This window comes from Pseudoalteromonas sp. GW168-MNA-CIBAN-0100, from assembly GCF_040309225.1.
Taxonomy (GTDB): Bacteria; Pseudomonadota; Gammaproteobacteria; order Enterobacterales; family Alteromonadaceae; genus Pseudoalteromonas; species Pseudoalteromonas arctica.
This window is the reverse complement of the sequence record NZ_JBEOOL010000003.1, coordinates 123,504-142,972: the sequence shown is the minus strand read 5'-3', so window position 1 is coordinate 142,972 and position 19,469 is coordinate 123,504. Positions and strand designations below refer to the sequence as shown.

Below are 19,469 nucleotides of genomic sequence, written 5' to 3'. Positions count from 1 at the left end.
GCATTTATTATTGTTAATCATAAGTAGTTGTTTTATTGAGCATTTACTTGCTGTTTCTATTAAATTTTGTTTCTATTAAAGTTAATTTCTATTAAGCCAACCTTTACGCCAAAAAATAAATATCATTGCTGCCGTTATCAAAATAAAAACACACCACAAAACGGGATATGCCCAAGTCCAGTTTAGCTCTGGCATGTATTTAAAGTTCATTCCATAAATCCCAGCTATAAATGTTAACGGTATAAAAACAGAAGATATAATAGTAAGCACTTTCATAATTTCATTCATACGATTTGAAATAGCTGACATGTATAGCTCACTTAAACCGCTTACCATTTCACGGTATGACTCAATAATTTCAACAATTTGAATATTATGCTCATACACATCTCTAAGGTAAGGGCGCGTAGAGTCACCTATTCTGCCTCCTTCCTCGCGATACAAATGGTCGATAACCTCTCGCATAGGCCAAACAATTCTTCTTAATAATGCCAATTCTCGTTTAATACTATGGATATGATGCAGTACGTGGGGAGTTGGATTTTCAAGTGTTGTTACTTCAAGTTCCTCAAGGATATCGCCATATTGTTCAAGTACCGGAAAACATTTATCAACCAGTTCATCAAGTAATGCATAAAGTAAATAACCAGTACCATTTTTGCGAATACGACGATTTTCTGTATGCAAACGACCGCGAACGGATTGCCACACGTCTCCTGGTTTTTCTTGAAAACTCAGTAAAACATTGTCATATAAAAGTAAGCTAACTTGCTCAATATCAAGGATTGTATTATTGGGCTCATGCGTCTCTAGCTTCAACATGCTTAATACAACAAATAAATGATCGTCAAAAAATTCGATACGAGGTCGCTGAGGTACATGTAAAATATCTTCTGCGGTGAGCGTATGAAATGCGAAATGATGTTGAAGTAAACCAACAATATAAGAGTCTGTATTACTCACGCGGATCCACCTCACTGTTGCCCACTCGGGTTGAGGAGTTTTTAAAAACTCATCAATATCACTAACCTCTTTGGCTTCTATACGGCTAGCTGAATAATCTATATAACGTATAACAGCATTGTTTGATCTTGTTGGCGCTAAAACACCAGCAACGTATTCAACTTTGGGTGACGGCCCAGAAATAGTGTTATATTTATGTTTTCTCGACTTGCGCACATTATATAGCCCCAATGCTGGAGCACCCAACTTTCTCTTTTTATTATGTATTAACATTATATGCTCGATTACTTTATTTAAAGTTAGCTGAATAAAGTGAGTATTCTCAACACTTACAGCGCGAATAAAAGTCAGTCACAAAGCCACGCTACTCAAAAATAAGCATAGAGTCCGTGCGCTAACACTCAAATATAATGCCAGTTTTAAAAATACACTTCGCACGTTCTAATTATTCTTGTTATAGCGCTACCTAAAAATCAATGAAAAATAACATTGCTTGTTCGTCAGCGCACAGACCTTTGTTTTTCAAAAGCCGAAACTGGAAATATTAATCTACTTATCGTTTGTACTTTACAGCTTATAAAAGCATGGTTTTTTATAGATAAGCATTAGGGTCTGTTGACCTTTTAAGATAGAAATTTGTTCTATCTAGGGGCTATTTAATCGCGGCGCAAGGTTTGCAACCTAGCGGGCTCGGTAAAAACCGAGCAAAGCTTCCGCATCCAGCTCACGCTCTAGAATTAACCCAAAGGGCTGCGCATGTTTAACCTCAAAAGATAAACGTGCCCTAAATAAGAAGAAAGCACTTGATAAGCAAAAGCGCGTTAAAAACTGCAAAAATAATGCATTACAAATGCAAATAACCCACTAAAAAGGATCGTTATTATGTTACGTAGTATGAAAGACTTAGAAGGTTGTGCAATCGCTGCTAGTGACGGTATTGTAGGCAAAGAAAAAGATTTTTTGTTTGATGACCTAGCATGGGTGATACGTTATTTTGTTGTAGAAACAGGCACGTGGCTATCGAGTCGCAAAGTTTTAATTTCCCCTATTGCGGTGCAAAACCCAAATTGGGATGAAAAGATTTTCCCTGTTTTAATCAGTAAAGACCAAGTTAAAAATAGTCCTGGTATTGATACTAATAAACCCGTTTCACGACAACATGAAATGGATTACCTAAACTACTATGGATACCCGTATTACTGGATCGGTACTAATTTTTGGGGAAGCGGGATATATCCCTACTCCTTATATCCTGGCAATGACATTTTTGAACATAGTGTCGAAGGTGCCCGCAGCGCAAATCTAATTCATAAAAGTATAAAAAGTCAGCATGATCAAAAAGGGGATCCTAATCTTCGTAGTTGCAAAGCTATTATTGGCTATAACATACACGCTAAAGACGGAGACATTGGCCATGTATCAGGATTTTTAGTTGAAGAAAATACATGGGCGGTTCGTTACCTAATTGTTGAGACGAGCAATTGGTGGGGAGGACATCAAGCACTTATCCCGTCAGCATGGATTTACGAAGTGCAATGGCTCGACAACTCAATTTCAACTGATTTAGTTCGTAAAGCGATAAAAGATGCGCCGGTATATGAGTCAAATAAAGAGATAACTCAGGACTTTGAAGCAGCTGTTTTTCATCACTATGAACTTGCTGCATATTGGGAGAAAATTGCTAAAACAGTAAAATAAACAAAGTTAAAACAGGCACAAATTCCAAAACAAGCGTGTCTTAATCTGCCTTTTATAACACTCTTACCAAGCAAATATTCAAGGACGATATTTGCTTTTATACTTAAAAACGTTTCCTCAAAATGCTATTTGTAAAACCCAGGTAAAATTCAAATAAGATAAGAGCAATACACATCAATACACATCAATACACATCAATACACATCAATATAAAACAATTTTTTATTTGAATTTAAATTGTATTCAATTAAATCCACTTTATAAGAAAAACCGTAGTTGAGTAAATCACTTATACTATCAATACTCGTATCCGCCTTTCGATAGGTAAGTAGCTGCTTAATATCGTGGGCATAATGTCCTTGACGTGGAAATATAGTTGTTAAATCATTTTTCCACTGCGCTTTCATAGCAGCTAAAATACGTAACTTATCATCTACCATTACATAATGTTTAGCGGGGTACTGCTCTTTTATTGCTGCAAGCATTTGCTCTTTGTGAACATATATCAACACCCTTCCCTCCACTGCATCCCATAAACCGGAGCGTAAAATTTTAAGTGGTTGTAATACAATATCGCCATCAGACAAAATAACGGTGGGGCCAAATTGTTGTAAATGTTCAATCACAGCAAGTGCGTTAGGGTAAAGCCTTTCTTTATATGGATAATTAATTAAAAAAGAAGAAATCAGATGCAGTCTCGGATCATCAGAATGTTCCATTCGATAACACTGTAGTGCGCCCAAATAGTCGGCATAACCGAGTTCTTTACGAAGTTTTTCAAAAATAGACCAGTAATGGTCACTATTTTCACAACCAAATTCACCTTCTAAAAAATCTTTCAAATGGCTTAAAATAGTATCGCTATCGAGCAATGTATTATCAACATCTAGTAAAAATACGATATCGGGAACTGTTTGCACGCGCTGTCCTTAAAATAATTTAAGTACTTTATATTTTATTATATGAGTTTATTAATATTGACTCTGTACGGTATCGCGCCAAACAATGATTATTAAAGCTCATATATTCAACGCTCGTTACCTTCTCAAAATTACTATAAATACAGATAATGGGTGATTTATGTTCGCTGTGGCACAGACTCAAAATTGCAAAGCCATTAGGATAAAGCGGTCATACAAATTGTAGAATAGTCTTTTAAGCTATACGTAGTACTGCTTTTATACCAATTTGCTTAATTAAGTGAGCTATTTTGAGGTAAGAAAACCGTGTCGATAACAAGGCAAAAATTTCGTTATTTAGTTGTTCTTTATCAGAAATTTTTAACACAGTTAGCGTCAGGTTTATGCCCTCAAATTGATCAAGTATTATTGCACATTGGTATTACTATGATAAATCGAGCTTACATTCCACTTAAGATTGAGAATAATGTAACTACACTCAATGTTTTAATTTGGTATTAAGTTTTTTATTTTATCGAGTAATATTTTAGGAATAATCACATGAGTAATAACATCTCAAGTAATTCAGTATCAAAAACTAAACCTAATTTGAATAAAGAAGGTCTCAGCCGACATGACATGATTGAAGCTAAAGCTTACTCATTAGCGAGTGATCGTGACTTTACCGGTGACAATCACTTAAATGATTGGCTTGAAGCTGAAAAGGAAGTAGACGGACAACTACCAAAGTAGGTTAAATGTAAAAAGCCCACTAACAGCAGAACATACACAAATTTTAAAGCCCAGGCTCAATGAGCAACTTGCTGGGCTGTTTTGAAGCTATTACCGGATTTCATTTTTATGTAAATAAACTTATTAGATACCAAAATATATTAACTGATAATGGATAGTTTTCTAACGTTAGGTTTTTTTTCCATATAAGACTCCAACCTGTCTGTTTCTCTTTTTACAACCTCATAGCACTCGCAAGACTGAGACTCTAATTGAGGTCGGTCTATCACACTAATATGACCACGTTTATAAGTGATAATACCCAGCTTTTGTAGTTTACCAGCGGCCTCAGTTACTCCCTCACGTCTTACGCCTAACATATTTGCTATTAGCTCTTGAGTCATTATTAAATTGTTACTCGGTAAACGGTCAATCGATAGTAAAAGCCAGCGGCTTAGTTGTTGCACTATACTATGATGACGATTACAAACTGCGGTTTGCGCTGTTTGGGTAATCAATGATTGCGTGTAACGTAACATGAGCATACGCATATCAGGCTCGCTATTAAATTGCCTGCGTAACTCACAAGCGGGTAAGCGATAAGCGGTACCAGCACTTTGCACAATAGCTCGGTTGGGGGTGCTTTCTCCCCCCATAAATACAGCTATACCTACAACCCCTTCATTACCGATAACTGATATTTCAGCAGATGAGCCATCAATCATCACATACAATAATGAAACAATACTATCTATTGGAAAATAAACGTAATCGAGCTTTTCACTTGTTTCATAAATAACTTCTCCAAGGGATAAATTGACTCGCTTTAAAAGCGGAAACATGCGGTGTTGTGCGTCAGTAGATAAAGCATTAAGCAGTGTGTTCTTCAATTGACCCATCGAGTGTGAATTTCCTTTTTATATGCCCAACTAATAACTAATAAAACCTAAAAGTAATGGCTTTGAAAGCATGTAAGTCAGGATGTTTTAATAATAAACTCGGATTTGTTTATACAGTTATTAGGCGCTAAAAATGAAAGGTCGTTGTTTTTTGATAATAAAAATCGTCCTATTTTTATTAAAGAATTTTAAGGTGCCTTTAAATGCTTATTCACTTTAAATATAAGCCGACACTCCCAGCTGTACTTCACTGAAATAATAAAATACTCAATATAACAAGGCGAATATGTACGCTAACACACATAGTCTAAATTTATCTGCCTTTAGTTGATATATATACATAATAGTTGATGAAATTTAAAGATAATCCACACCATAACATGGCGACAACTCACTGTTATAAAACACAAAATCTAACTCTACTATTAGACTATGTGTGTTGACGAACCGACCCTTAACGAAGCTTGTTATATGTTGATGTATGTATTCAACAATAAGATAAACTTTATGAATATTTTTAATGATTACTTGCTCACCTCTAATAACCAAAATAATTTAAAACATCTTTTTTTAAATCCAGTGATAAATTTAACCGTCAATATTTTCACTACGACGTTTAGTCTCAAGTATTTACCACGATGAATAAAAATAAGCTTATCAACATCCTTTCGCCGTTTTTCCCTTGGCTTAAATCAGCTCCCCCAAAAGAACAAATCCCCATTCGATCAGAGCTCTTAAGTGCTGAACAAATGGAAAAACATGCAAAATCACTAGCAAAAAGTCATATTTTAGATGCTAAAAACACTCAAGATCAGCTACTTGAGCGCCTAGACGAAAACGAAAAAATACTGATTAAAGCCAATAGTTTATTAACCATTGCCGTTAAAGCAAAGCAGCCTATAGTGCCCTCTGGTGAGTGGTTACTCGATAATTTTTATCTTATTGAAGAGCAAATTCGTACCGCTCGGCTTCATTTACCTAAGCACTATAGTCAGGAACTGCCACGTTTAGAGCAAGGTGCCTCTTTAGGTATGCCGCGAGTTTATGATATTGCGTTAAATGTAATTTCCCATGGCGACGGGCGTGTAGATAGCGAAATTCTAGCGCAATTTTTAGCCGCGTATCAAACCGTAACAACGCTTAACCTTGGTGAGCTCTGGGCCATTCCAATTATGCTAAGGTTAGCCTTAATTGAAAACCTACAACGCGTAAGTACACGTATCATAATCGCACGCCAGCACCTAAATCTAGCCCAACAGTGGGCTAATCAAATGTTAGAAATTGCTGAGCAAGACCCTAATAGTTTAATTTTAGTTATTGCCGACATGGCACGCTCAAAGCCTCCTATGGAAAGCGCTTTTGTAGCAGAGCTAACTCGTTTATTACAAGGGCATGGTTCGGCATTAGCACTTCCCCTTACTTGGATTGAACAACAACTAGCTGATTCGAGTTTAACCATAGAGCAACTAATACAAAAAGAGAATCAGCAACAAGCCGCTGATCAAGTCTCAATTAGCAATAACATTAGTAGCTTACGCTGGTTGACCGCGATGAACTGGGCGGATTTTGTAGAAGATCATAGCGCTGTAGAACACATTTTGCGCCAAGATATAGAGGGTGTGTATGGTTATATGGACTTTATCACGCGAGATAGTTACAGAAAAATCATAGATCAACTCGCTAAGCGAAGCTCATTTTCAGAAGTCGATATAGCTAAAAAAGCAATAAAATTAGCCCAGCAGGCTGATCAAGCCCAAACAATATCAAACACAACGCTTGCGCCTAACCATGTAGGCTACTATTTAATTGATAAAGGTATTACGCAATTAAAGCAGCGCATAACAGTAAAAACGCCTATTTTGAAAACGTTATTTTCGCAAGCCAAGCGTATAACATTAGTACTTTATTTAGGGGCAATTATATCCTTAACAGCCCTAATTAGTGCCTCTTTTATGGCTATGGTCGTTCCTAATAACATACCTCACTGGCAGTTTATTCTTTTAATAATTTTAACTTTATTCGGAGCAAGTCAATTAGCCTCAGCACTTGTAAACTGGATAGTTACCTTGCTAGTCGATCCACAACGATTACCCAGAATGGACTATTCAAAAGGGTTATCAGCGCAAAATAAAACATTCGTAGTAATCCCCACAATGCTTACCAGCTCTATAAGTATTGAGCAGTTATTAGAAGTACTCGAAGTTAGATTTTTAGGTAATCGCGATCAACATATACACTTTGCTCTACTGACCGACTTTACTGATGCAGAGCAACAAACACTCCCCACAGACGAAGCGTTGTTATCGCAAGTACGCCTTGGTATAGAAAACCTTAATGCCAAATATGCAGAGCCTTCTCTTTTACAGCAAGAAAGTCGCTTTTTTTTACTGCATCGCCCACGAACCTGGAATCCAAAAGAGCAAATTTGGATGGGGTTTGAACGTAAACGCGGAAAATTATCAGATCTAAACGCACTGCTTCGAAACCCAATAGAACATGCATTTGAACTTATCGTCGGTGATATTAACGATATACAAAAAGTTAAATATGTCATTACTTTAGATACCGATACACAACTTCCACGAGATTGTGCCCGTCAGTTAGTTGCGACCATGGCGCACCCTTTAAATCAACCAAGATTTGATGAAAAAAGACAATGTATTGTAGGCGGCTACGGCATTTTACAACCACGTATGGCAGCAAGTCTATCGGGACATAACCCTTCTCGTTACTCGCAATTATTTGGTGAAGAACCGGGTATCGACCCATATACGCGTTCAATATCCGATGTATACCAAGACCTCTTTTCACAAGGCTCATTTATCGGTAAAGGTATATACGATATAGATGCATTTGAACAAACACTTGGTAACCGTTTACCACAAAACCAAATACTCAGCCATGATTTACTCGAAGGTTGCTATGCTCGCTCAGGGTTGATTAGTGATGTGCACTTGTACGAAGAATACCCTACACGTTACAACACTGATATGTGTCGGCGTGAGCGCTGGATCAGAGGAGATTGGCAAATTGTGCGCTGGTTACTTCCTCGTGTTTTAAACACTCGAAGCGATAAATGTCAAAATCCTTTGTCACCTTTATCACGTTGGAAAATTCTTGATAATTTACGTCGAAGTATCGAACCATTCGCAATCTTTTTATTACTTACTGTAGGTTGGTTTACAGCAGCTAATCCATTGAAATGGACCCTTGCCATAAGTGCTATTTATTTATTACCGCCATTGCTGAGCGCGCTAATTTCGTCGATGCGCAAACCCGCAGAAATGCTGATGTCCCACCATTTGCATGATGTTTTACAGTGCTTTGTTCGTCAGCTTATTCAAATCGGTTTTCGTTTAGCATGTTTACCTTTTGAGGCTGTGTTTAACTTAACCGCAATATTACGTAGTGCGGGTCGAATGCTGTTTACTCAACGTCGTTTATTAGAGTGGCATGTCACAGATCATAAGTCTAATCATGTAGTAAATGCCTTAATAAATAGTTATTACACTATGTGGACTGCGCCATTTATTGCGATTACTTTAATCGCTTCGCTACTTTACTTTGCCCCTTTACACTTAACTTTTACAAATATATTAGCTGTATTTCCTCTACTTTTATTATGGCTTTTATCACCGGCTATAACATGGTGGTTTAGTGAGCCTAAACTCGATAATTTAGCGCCACTGAGCGACAAGCAACAATTATTTTTACAAACTATTGCCCGTAAAACATGGGCTTTTTTCGACCACTTTAACACTGCAGACGATCATTGGTTAATTCCCGATAACTATCAAGAGGAAGCCGGTCCTGTTATTGCGCACCGTACATCGCCTACTAATATTGGTCTGTCTTTACTGGCTAACGTTAGCGCCTATGATTTTGGTTTTATTGTACAAAGTGATTTAATTCAACGCACGCAAGATTGCTTTAATACACTCGATAAACTCGAGCGCCACGAAGGGCATTTTTATAACTGGTACGACACACAAACATTGCAACCTTTGCCACCGCGCTATATTTCATCAGTAGATAGCGGTAACTTAGCCGGTCACCTTTTAACTTTACAAATAGCATTAAAAGAACTCCCTTCTAAACCTATTGTTCACCCACAAATGTTTGAAGGCATAAGTATCACTTTGGCTATTGTGGCAAACTTGTTTAAAACATTGCAATTAGACTCAGAGCAAAATAAAAACAATATTATCGATACCGCTATTAATGCCATGAGCTCAATACTTAACGCTGTTCGTATCACTGCGCCTACAAATCTATATGACGTTGAACAGCACTTAATTACACTCAATAATAATGCGCGAATATTGTTAGAGAATATAAAGCAAGACGCTGCTAATGATTTAGATACAAAGTCGCAAGAGTATAAAGTATGGACTCAAGACTTACACAGGCAATGCCAGCGTACCCTAAACGAACTCTATTTATTTTCGCCATGGCTCAAACTAACTAATCCGCCAGTTAGCTTAAAACTGCAATTTCTTGATTCTAATATTTTGACAATGCAGCAATTAGTTAAACGTTGCCCCGACACTATTAACGCAATTGATGCGCTTTTATCATCGGTATTACCATCCGACGAAACTCAGTGGCTTTCTTCATTACGTATTCATACTTTAGCCAGTACACAGCTTGCCAAAGATTGCATTTCGCAATGTGACAAATTAGCCAACAGAGCAATTGAATTTGCACAAATGGAATATGCATTTTTATATGATGAGTCTCGCCATTTATTGGCTATTGGTTATAACGTAGATGAGCATCGACGTGACACCAGTTTTTACGATTTACTGGCATCTGAAGCACGTTTAGCCAGTTTTATTGCTATAGCACAAGGTAAATTGCCACAGCAAACCTGGTTCGCTCTAAGTCGTCTACTAACCAGCGCTGGCGCCGAGCCGGTGCTGGTGTCGTGGAGTGGCTCTATGTTTGAGTATCTTATGCCCATGTTAGTTATGCCTAGCTACGACGGTACATTGCTCGAACAAACTTGCCGTGCAGCGGTTACCCGACAAATTGATTATGGAAAAAGACAAAACGTACCGTGGGGCATATCTGAGTCAGCATACAATACGGTAGATGCTTCTCTTAATTTTCAATATCATGCCTTTGGCGTACCGGGTTTAGGGCTAAAACGAGGCTTATCAGAAGACCTCGTCATCGCTCCCTACGCGTCTGCATTGGCATTAATGGTTAACCCACAAGCCGCGTGCGAAAATCTTCAACTGTTAGCTGATAGTGGACTTGAGGGACATTACGGATTGTATGAGGCAATAGATTACACCCCTGCCCGTTTATCCAGAGATCAAAAAAGCGCAGTCATTCGCTCCTTTATGGCTCACCATCAAGGTATGAGCTTACTTGCATTGGCATATCATTTACTTGACCAGCCTATGCAAAAACGCTTTGAATCAGACCCTTTACTGCAATCAGCTTTGCTATTACTACAAGAGCGCGTGCCTAAAACATCTATATTCCAACCTCATATAGACCAATACGCAGAGAGCGGGGCTTTATTTGAACATGCAAAAATAAAGGTTAATCCACCTATTCCAGCCATTACCTCAACACCCCAAGTACAGCTACTTTCAAATGGTCGTTACCATGTAATGCTTACAAATGCAGGAGGTGGCTACAGCCGCTGGACCGACTTAGCCGTTACACGGTGGCGTGAGGATCCTACTTGCGACAATTGGGGAACATTTGTCTACGTTAGAGATACAGCCACAGGCGACTTTTGGTCGGCAGCCCACCAGCCAACGCTAAAACCAGCCCAGTCGTATAGCGCATCATTTTCTGAAGGTCGCGCTGAGTTTCGCCGAAGCGATCAGCATATAGAAACTTACACTGAAATCGTTGTCTCTCCGGAGGACGATATTGAACTTCGTCGTATACGCTTAAGTAATCACTCACCCGATACCCGTACAATTGATATAACCACTTATGCAGAAGTTGTAATGGCAAATCCTGCAGCCGACCTTATGCAACCGTCATTTAGTAATTTGTTTGTACAAACTGAAATACTTCCATGTGGCAATGCTATTTTATGTACTCGTCGTGCACGCTCTGCTGATGAAAAAACACCTTGGATGTTTCATTTACTTTCAACACGCGACAATAGCAGCACAACAAAAGTCGGAACCCTGTCTTGTACAACTGATCGCATGCAATTTATTGGTAGAGGTCGCTCTTTGGTTTCACCACAAGCAATGCTAGAAATGGGCGAACTTGGTTCTAAACAAGGGTCAGTGCTTGATCCTATTGTTGCTATTCGTGCCCCTGTGGCTTTACTTGCTGGCAGTGTAGTAACACTCGATGTAATAACGGGTATGGCACAAAGTAGACAGGCTTGCCTTGCGCTAATTGCTAAATATCAAGATCATCACATTACCGATCGAGCACTTGATTTAGCATGGACTCATAGCGATGTGACCTTACGCCAAATTAACGCCAATGAAGCAGATGCTCAACTCTACCGGCAGCTGGCTGGGTATATTTTGTATGCCAATGCAACTCTTCGGGCTAACGCATCTGTATTAATACAAAATCGTCGAGGACAATCTGGACTATGGGGCTACTCAATTTCTGGCGACTTACCTATCATATTATTAAAAGTAGCCAGCGGTAATAATATTGAAATTGCCCGCCAACTTATTCAATGCCATGCATATTGGCGCTTAAAAGGGCTTGTCGCTGATTTAGTCATTTGGAATGAAGAACAAGTTGGTTACCGACAAGGTTTGCAAGACCAAATTATGGGGCTAATCGCAACGGGTACTGAGTCTCATTATATTGATCGCCCTGGCGGGATATTCGTTCGCTCAGCAGAGCAAATTTCGAATGAAGACCGCATACTGTTACAAGCCGTTTCGCGGATTATTATTGATCAAAGTGGCACATTGGCAGAGCAAGTAAACCGTCGAACGCTTGCAGAGAAAAACGTAAAGGGATTAATCCCAACTCAAGCATTACATCCCAAAATCAATCAAGCGCTTGGCAATACTCAAGAGAACTTACTTTTAAATAATGGACTGGGTGGGTTTAGTGAAGATGGTCGCGAATATATTATTACCACCACCGAAGCGAATCCAACTCCTCTGCCTTGGGTTAATGTGCTAGCAAACGCACATTTTGGCAGCGTTATTGACGAAAATGGTTTTGCTTATACGTGGAGCGAAAACGCCCATGAGTTTCGTTTAACGCCGTGGAGTGCAGACACTACAGGCTCATCTGGTGGCGAAGCCTTTTATTTACGTGATGAAGATACAGGTAAATTTTGGTCACCTTGTGCGATGCCAAAACGTGGGGCTAATCCCTATATAACCCGCCATGGCTTTGGTTATAGTACCTTTGAGCACAGTGAAACCGGCATCGAATCCTCTCTTTGTGTGTATGTAGATACACTCGACGCCGTAAAATACTCGGTATTAAAAATTAAAAACAACTCATTAACTACCAGGCGCCTAAGTGCAACAGGTTATGTTGAATGGGTACTTGGCGATCTTCGTTCTAAAACAGCGCTACACCTTGTAACAGAAATTGATGCTAAGAGCGGTGCATTGGTTGCCTCTAATGCCTATAACTCAGAGTTTGGTGGCAGAGTTGCTTTTTTTGACGTTGATGATATGTCACGAACACTAACAGGAGACCGTAGCGAGTTTATTGGTCGCAATAAAACATTACACGACCCCCAGGCAATGACTCGTACTCATTTATCTGGCAACTTAGGAGCGGCACTCGATCCGTGCGGTGCAATTCAAGTCCCTTTTGAACTGCAAAGTGAACAAGAGCGCACAATTATTTTTAGGCTCGGTGCTGCGCAAAATAAAGAGCAAGCAAGTACGCTTGCTTTGAAACTCAGAAAACCCGGTACAGCACGTATTGCACTCGAAAAAGTCACTGATTTTTGGCAGCAAACACTCGGCAGTGTGCAGGTTAATACCCCCGACCCTGCATTGAATGTATTAGCAAATGGCTGGCTTGTGTACCAAACTTTAGCATGTCGTTTTTGGGCTCGCAGTGGGTTTTATCAAAGTGGTGGCGCGTTTGGCTTTCGCGATCAGTTACAAGATGCCATGGCATTAATACATGCTTCGCCTTCATTACTAAGGGATCACATACTGTACTGCGCCACACGTCAGTATAGCGAAGGTGATGTGCAACATTGGTGGCATCCACCATCAGGGCGCGGTGTAAGAACACGCTGTTCAGACGATTATTTATGGCTACCATTAGCTACGTGTCGTTACATTAAAGGCACTGATGACATAACTATTTTAGATGAGCTAATGCCCTTTATTGAAGGTCGCCCCCTTAAAGACGACGAAGAATCCTATTACGACTTACCTTCTGTGAGTGCAGCAAGGTCGAGCCTTTACCAGCATTGCGTCTTGGCAATTGAGCATGGTTTACACTTTGGAGAAAAAGGTTTACCGTTAATGGGCTCAGGGGATTGGAATGACGGTATGAGCCTTGTTGGAATACACGGCAAAGGCGAAAGCGTTTGGCTGGGGTTCTTTTTATATAAAATACTACAAGAATTTTCACCTATTGCTGCATTACATGGCGATATAGAGTTTGCTACTCGTTGTGACGATGAAGCACTAAAACTACAAGATAACCTAGCTAAACACGCATGGGACGGCGCTTGGTATCGTCGCGCATGGTTTGACGACGGAACCGCGCTGGGCTCATCACAAAGCCCAGAGTGCACTATTGACTCAATAGCGCAAAGTTGGTCAGTGCTCTCTGGTGCAGCTAATAATGAGCGCTCTACGCAAGCAATGTCGTCTTTGTATCAGCATTTGGTCAATAGCGATGATAAATTAATCCAATTACTCAATCCGCCTTTTGATAAATCAAAAATGAACCCTGGTTATATAAAAGGTTACGTCCCGGGCGTGCGCGAAAATGGCGGGCAGTATACGCATGCCGCTATTTGGGCAAGCATGGCATTTGCTCAACAAGGCGACAAAAAAAGAGCGTGGGAATTGATGAATATAATCAATCCATTAAATCATGCTAAAAACGCCGGACAAGTTGAAACCTATAAAGGCGAACCTTATGTCGTAGCCGCCGATGTTTATGCCGTTGATCCGCATATTGGACGAGGCGGTTGGACTTGGTATACCGGATCAGCGGGTTGGTTATACCGACTAATAATAGAATCTTTATTAGGTGTAACACGAACAGGAAATAAGCTAACCATTTCACCGTGTATTCCAGAGGATTGGAGCACCTACTCAATCGACTATCGCTTTGAGAGCACCTATTACCATATTACAATTGAGCAAATTATAGGGGATGAAAAACATAATAAAAGTGAGCTAATACTTGACGGTATGGCGCTTGAATCAACTTATATTCCACTTGAAAACGATAAGCAAAAGCATGAAGTTCACCTAAGCGTTTACTCAGTGACTTCTAATAAATTGAAACCAAGTAAAATATAAACAAACGAATTAAGGATACAAAATGAGTAGTAATACAGATAATAACACTCGCCCAGATTACGACAGTGTTATCCAGGATATCGCTGATTATGTATTAACGTTTGAAGTATCAAGCGCAGAAGCACTAAACACTGCACGTAATTGTCTAATGGATACCTTAGGCTGTGGACTGCTCGCTTTAAAGTTTTCACAATGTACCAAACTTCTTGGTCCAATTGTCAAAGGGACCGTTGTTCCTAATGGCGCACGAGTACCAGGGACCTCGCTCGTACTCGACCCTGTTAAAGCAGCGTGGGACATTGGTTGTACCATCCGCTGGCTCGATTACAACGATACGTGGTTAGCTGCTGAATGGGGGCACCCTTCTGATAACTTAGGTGCTATTTTAGCTGTAGCCGATCACTTGTCTCAAGTCAGAATCGCAAATTCACAGCCTCCCCTGACTATGCGAGACGTACTTGAAGCCATGATTATGGCGCATGAAATTCAAGGCGTTATCGCATTAGAAAATTCTTTTAATCGTGTTGGCTTATGCCATGTATTATTGGTGCGTGTAGCCTCAACGGCTGTTGTCACAAAAATGATGGGGGGCAGTAGAGAGCAAATAATGGCAGCCATATCTCAAGCATGGGTTGATGGTTCTGCACTGCGTACTTATCGTCATGCGCCAAACACTGGATCTCGTAAATCTTGGGCTGCGGGCGATGCAACTGCCAGAGCAGTTTATTTAGCTGATATGGCAATGCGCGGTGAAATGGGTATACCCAGTGCATTAACAGCTGCGCAATGGGGGTTTTATGATGTCTCTTTCTCCAAAACGAATAAAGACCAAGCACTAAAGCCTGAAGCGGAGCGCACGTTTTCGTTCTCCCAAGGTTACGGTTCATATGTAATGGAAAACATTTTGTTTAAAATTTCTTTTCCAGCAGAGTTTCATGCGCAAACAGCAGCAGAAGCCTCCGTTATTTTGCACCCTCAAGTAAAGTCGCGTTTAGACGATATTGAGAAAATAGTGATCCGCACCCACGAGTCAGCCATACGCATTATTTCTAAAACAGGACCGCTTGCCAACGCAGCTGACCGCGACCATTGCTTACAATATATGATTGCTGTTCCCTTGGCATTTGGGAACTTAACTAGCGATCATTATGAGGACGACTTTCACAACACGCACCCTATCATCGATAAACTACGCGACAAAATGGAGGTGTTAGAAGATAAACGCTTTACAGCTGAATACTTAGAGGCGGACAAACGCTCTATTGCCAATGCAATTCAAGTTTTCTTTAACGATGGTAGTAAAACAGAAGAAGTGGTTGTTCAATACCCTTTGGGTCATCGCCGTCGTCGTGAGGAAGGCATTCCATTATTAGAGCTTAAATTCAAATCTAATTTAGCAACACGCCTTGCAACCCAACAATGCCAAACCATATTTACCCTTTGTAAAGATCAAGCCAAGCTTGAAAATACGCCAGTAAACAGCTTTATGGACTTATTTGTTATTCAATAAGTTAAATTGCAGTATGTACGGTGATACTGTAATACCAATTCGCTTAATTAAGTGAGCTATTTTTAGGTAATAAAATAGCTCACTAACAAAGCGAGCTTATAATATACAATTGTTTTATATAAATATTTTTTAAAACGAAGCTTTAACAAAACACAGCAAACGGGACTTATTATGACTAATGAAATTAAACACTCAATCGCAAACTTTGCAGCCTTAGAAACTTCAATAGCAAATGGGGAAGAACAATCGGTAAAAGAATTATTAGCAGATCAGTCAATGCAAGAGCTAGAAAAAAGCTACCTGTTAGACTTAGCTAAACTCGGTAATAACAGCGCTATCATAAAGCTATTAAATGATATTCCCGTAAAAAAATAGACGCTCGTGGCTATGTTATTACTCCATAGCTAGCGAGTTAATCCATGTTGTAAGGTAATAATTGATTATTCTCGTTTTACTTATGATGACTTGTTTTATTTAGGCTATTAATATAATCAATAAGATTATTTAAAGGTATTGGTTTGGAAAAATAATAGCCTTGAACCCTTATACTGCTGAATTGAGATAAATAGGCGATCAGCTCAGCATTTTCAACACCTTCAATGACCACTATTTTTTTAAGCTCTGTACAAATCTTGATGATACCTTCTAATAAAGCGCGTTCTTGGCCCTCATGCTCAGCACCAATCGTGAACTCCCGATCTATTTTTATAATATTAGCAGGCTGCCTCGACAAGTAAGAAAGGCTAGAATACCCAGCGCCAAAGTCATCAATCGCAACGTTAAAGCCCTTAGCCATCAGCTCTCTAAGAACGCCTTCGATAACCCCTTTTTCTGACATGACTGTTTCAGTCACTTCAACGGTGAGCCGATGTGGCTCTATATCTTTATCAGAGACTAATTGGCAAATATATGCAACAAACCCTTGCAGCTGTAATTGCTGGGGTGAAAAATTAACAGCCACAGTAATATTTTTTAACTGCGCAGTATTACTCATATCTTTAAGTACCTGTGCTAGTACTTGTTTGCCAACTTCTAATATTTGCCCCGTTTGCTCTGCTATAGGTATAAAAATAGCCGGAGAAATATACGCACCATTACTTTTCCATCGCACCAAACTCTCAACACTAATCACTTTGTTATCAGATAAACTATGGATTGGTTGGTAATAAACTTCTAAGTCACCATTTTTAAGCGCTTTTTGAAGCTCTCCTCTAATGTGGACTATTTCTTTATGCTTATCATCCATTAGCTTATGATAAAAACAAAGCTGATTCCCTCCAAGGGTTTTCGCACAGTCCATAGCAATATCTGCATGCTGTAATAGTACTTTTGAATTTCCTACTCTTTCTTTAGACATCGATATACCAGCGCTGGCTGTAAGATAAATATCAACGTCCTCTAAATAATAAACGTTTGCTAAAGAGCTTATTAATACTGATATTTCTTCTCTTAGTTTATCTTTACTTATATTGCTGTAATAAAGAATAAACTCATCATTACCAAAGCGTGCTATTGAGTCGGTTGTCAGCGCGTTATTTTTAAGTCTTCTTGCAACTAACTTGAGAACTTTATCGCCTATGGCATGCCCTAAACTATTATTTATAGAACTAAAGCCATCTAGGTTTATAAAAACCATTGCACACGGTGAGTTTAACGCTTTGGCCTGCTTAGACTGTTTAGCGTTTATTTCATCATCTAGCGCATCTCGGCGAATTAGCCCTGTTAACTCATCATATTTAGCCATTTTAAATAGCTTTTTTGATTGTTGTTTTAGTAGGTATGAAGAGTCTGAAGCAAGTATAAAAATATAGATAAAGATGAAAGTAAGCCAAATTATAATTTGTTCGACTTTTGCTCTTTCTTTTAATGCAGAGTAGTTATTAATAAAACTATATATATTGTGATTTAAAATGCCCATTACATCGACTTTTTCTACAATATAGTCACTGTATAAACTCAATAGTATATTTAAATTGTATACGTTTTGCTTTCTAGCATTAATAGAAAAGTAAACTTGAGGCGTCAATTCAATAAATACATCAAACGTATTTAGATAATCTATGTACCTGTTCTCAATTAATAAATTCATGTCTAGTAAAGCTAAAACTTGATACTTACCGCCAGTAACTGAATTTATAGGTATCGAAAACATAATAGTCGGCGTACTCGTTTTCAACGTTAATGAATTAGCTGCAAATCTAACTTCATCCGTAGTTGTATTTAACCAGTTCACTACAGAATCACTTGATAAAAATCCACTGGAAATAAATTGCTTAGAAAATATGTCACCTTCAACTAACGTAAGATTTTCATCAAGAATAAGCATCCCTTTGATGATTTTATAATCTCTCGCATAATTTTTCATATCAACAGCGGCAAGTTTTAAAAAATTATCATGACTCACTTTTTCTAATCTCGACTTAATCCGAGATAATGACTTTTTATGCTCATCAAGATTTTTATTAAGCATTGTCCCCACTAAGCTTATTTTTTCTCGTGCTTTTTCTTCTTCACTACTCACTGTTTTTACTGCACTAGCGTACCATAACGACACACCCGTAAAAATAACTAAAAACATGACTGCTTTGGTAAACTTAGCCCCTTTAGTTATCGTTGCAGAACATAAAATTTTAATAATGAGCGCTGAGAAAAAAGAAAAAACCATAACGGCATTTAAAGCAGAAATAAATGGATTATCACTAATTAAAAAAAACTTTTCGTCAACGACTCCCCATAAGCTCAATTGAAAATTTAAGAAAAAAGCACATCCTAAAATGCCTAATACAGGAGTCACATATTTAATTTTTTTTGAAAATTTAAAATTAAATAATAAAGTTAAGATTAAGCCTAAAACTAGCGATATTAAAGCGGTACTAATAGAAATGATAGGCATCAGAGGTGCTTCAAGTAAAATACTCTCCAACCCACCCAAAATTACTACAACAACAAAAAACTGAATAAAGCCTAAATATAAAATACTTGCTGCTGATTGAGTTAGAGATAACCGCATGAGTCTGTTGTAACCTTCTAATTTGAGTCGCCAAGATCTTAAACTGTAAAGCAACTGCCGTATTAGTACAGTCAAATTTAATTGTTTTGTATTATATTAAACAAAAAGATACAGCCTTTATAGCTAGATATTAAATTGAGGGAATAATCTAATGAAAAGTAAGTAGATTCACAGACATGCCATATCATCTGCTTCTCATTTTAATACCAACCTGCATAAATATTTGAGCAATTAAAACAAATTAAATCACTCTATAACGTTGCTAAATAGACCCCGTATATAAGCAGATTG

General features: G+C 38.6%; 9 protein-coding genes. 5 read left to right on the top strand and 4 right to left on the bottom strand.

What is annotated here, in order from left to right:
* Positions 1-81 precede the first annotated feature (81 nt).
* Positions 82-1,179 (bottom strand): magnesium/cobalt transporter CorA, encoded by a 1,098-nt coding sequence (gene corA / locus AAEY62_RS02655; RefSeq protein ID WP_350634563.1) that lies wholly within the window; start codon positions 1,177-1,179, stop codon positions 82-84.
* A gap of 666 nt (positions 1,180-1,845) precedes the next feature.
* Here corA and AAEY62_RS02650 point away from each other — a divergent pair.
* Positions 1,846-2,661 carry a PRC-barrel domain-containing protein gene (locus AAEY62_RS02650; RefSeq protein WP_101163438.1) on the top strand — a complete coding sequence of 272 codons (816 nt, stop codon included), beginning with the start codon at positions 1,846-1,848 and terminating at the stop codon, positions 2,659-2,661.
* 194 nt (positions 2,662-2,855) lie between these two features.
* On the opposite strand, the gene AAEY62_RS02645 is transcribed toward AAEY62_RS02650, so the two are convergent.
* Entirely contained in the window at positions 2,856-3,581 is a 726-nt protein-coding gene (locus AAEY62_RS02645) for an HAD family hydrolase (protein WP_024590347.1), read from the bottom strand.
* Positions 3,582-4,121: 540 nt separating this feature from the next.
* Here AAEY62_RS02645 and AAEY62_RS02640 point away from each other — a divergent pair.
* Positions 4,122-4,313: a DUF2934 domain-containing protein gene (locus AAEY62_RS02640; protein ID WP_024590348.1), complete on the top strand. Its 192-nt coding sequence runs from the start codon at positions 4,122-4,124 to the stop codon at positions 4,311-4,313.
* Positions 4,314-4,453: 140 nt separating this feature from the next.
* On the opposite strand, the gene AAEY62_RS02635 is transcribed toward AAEY62_RS02640, so the two are convergent.
* Positions 4,454-5,191, bottom strand: a complete 738-nt coding sequence (locus AAEY62_RS02635; protein WP_010552594.1) for a Crp/Fnr family transcriptional regulator — start codon at positions 5,189-5,191, stop codon at positions 4,454-4,456.
* A gap of 749 nt (positions 5,192-5,940) precedes the next feature.
* On the opposite strand from AAEY62_RS02635, the gene AAEY62_RS02630 reads away from it, so the two are divergent.
* The 3 genes from AAEY62_RS02630 (at position 5,941) to AAEY62_RS02620 (ending at position 16,543) form a co-directional block, all read left to right on the top strand.
* A complete protein-coding gene (locus AAEY62_RS02630; RefSeq protein WP_350634562.1) occupies positions 5,941-14,658 on the top strand; it encodes a glycoside hydrolase family 94 protein in 8,718 nt (2,905 codons plus the stop codon).
* Between the two features lie 22 nt (positions 14,659-14,680).
* On the top strand, positions 14,681-16,168 hold the full coding sequence (locus AAEY62_RS02625) for a bifunctional 2-methylcitrate dehydratase/aconitate hydratase (protein ID WP_350634561.1): 1,488 nt from the start codon (positions 14,681-14,683) through the stop codon (positions 16,166-16,168).
* A gap of 171 nt (positions 16,169-16,339) precedes the next feature.
* A complete protein-coding gene (locus tag AAEY62_RS02620) occupies positions 16,340-16,543 on the top strand; it encodes a hypothetical protein (protein ID WP_024590352.1) in 204 nt (67 codons plus the stop codon).
* Between the two features lie 76 nt (positions 16,544-16,619).
* Here AAEY62_RS02620 and AAEY62_RS02615 read toward each other — a convergent pair whose 3' ends face one another.
* The gene (locus AAEY62_RS02615; protein ID WP_350634560.1) at positions 16,620-19,178 is read right to left on the bottom strand and encodes a putative bifunctional diguanylate cyclase/phosphodiesterase; all 2,559 of its coding nucleotides are present in this window, start codon (positions 19,176-19,178) and stop codon (positions 16,620-16,622) included.
* Between the last annotated feature and the right edge of the window lie 291 nt (positions 19,179-19,469).

Excerpts from the sequence above, each read along its gene's own strand:
- AAEY62_RS02625 (WP_350634561.1), top strand. The coding sequence starts at position 14,681 with ATGAGTAGTAATACAGATAATAACACTCGCCCAGATTACGACAGTGTT.
- AAEY62_RS02635 (WP_010552594.1), bottom strand. The coding sequence starts at position 5,191 with ATGGGTCAATTGAAGAACACACTGCTTAATGCTTTATCTACTGACGCA.
- AAEY62_RS02650 (WP_101163438.1), top strand. The coding sequence starts at position 1,846 with ATGTTACGTAGTATGAAAGACTTAGAAGGTTGTGCAATCGCTGCTAGT.
- AAEY62_RS02615 (WP_350634560.1), bottom strand. The coding sequence starts at position 19,178 with ATGCGGTTATCTCTAACTCAATCAGCAGCAAGTATTTTATATTTAGGC.
- AAEY62_RS02630 (WP_350634562.1), top strand. The coding sequence starts at position 5,941 with ATGGAAAAACATGCAAAATCACTAGCAAAAAGTCATATTTTAGATGCT.
- AAEY62_RS02640 (WP_024590348.1), top strand. The coding sequence starts at position 4,122 with ATGAGTAATAACATCTCAAGTAATTCAGTATCAAAAACTAAACCTAAT.
- AAEY62_RS02620 (WP_024590352.1), top strand. The coding sequence starts at position 16,340 with ATGACTAATGAAATTAAACACTCAATCGCAAACTTTGCAGCCTTAGAA.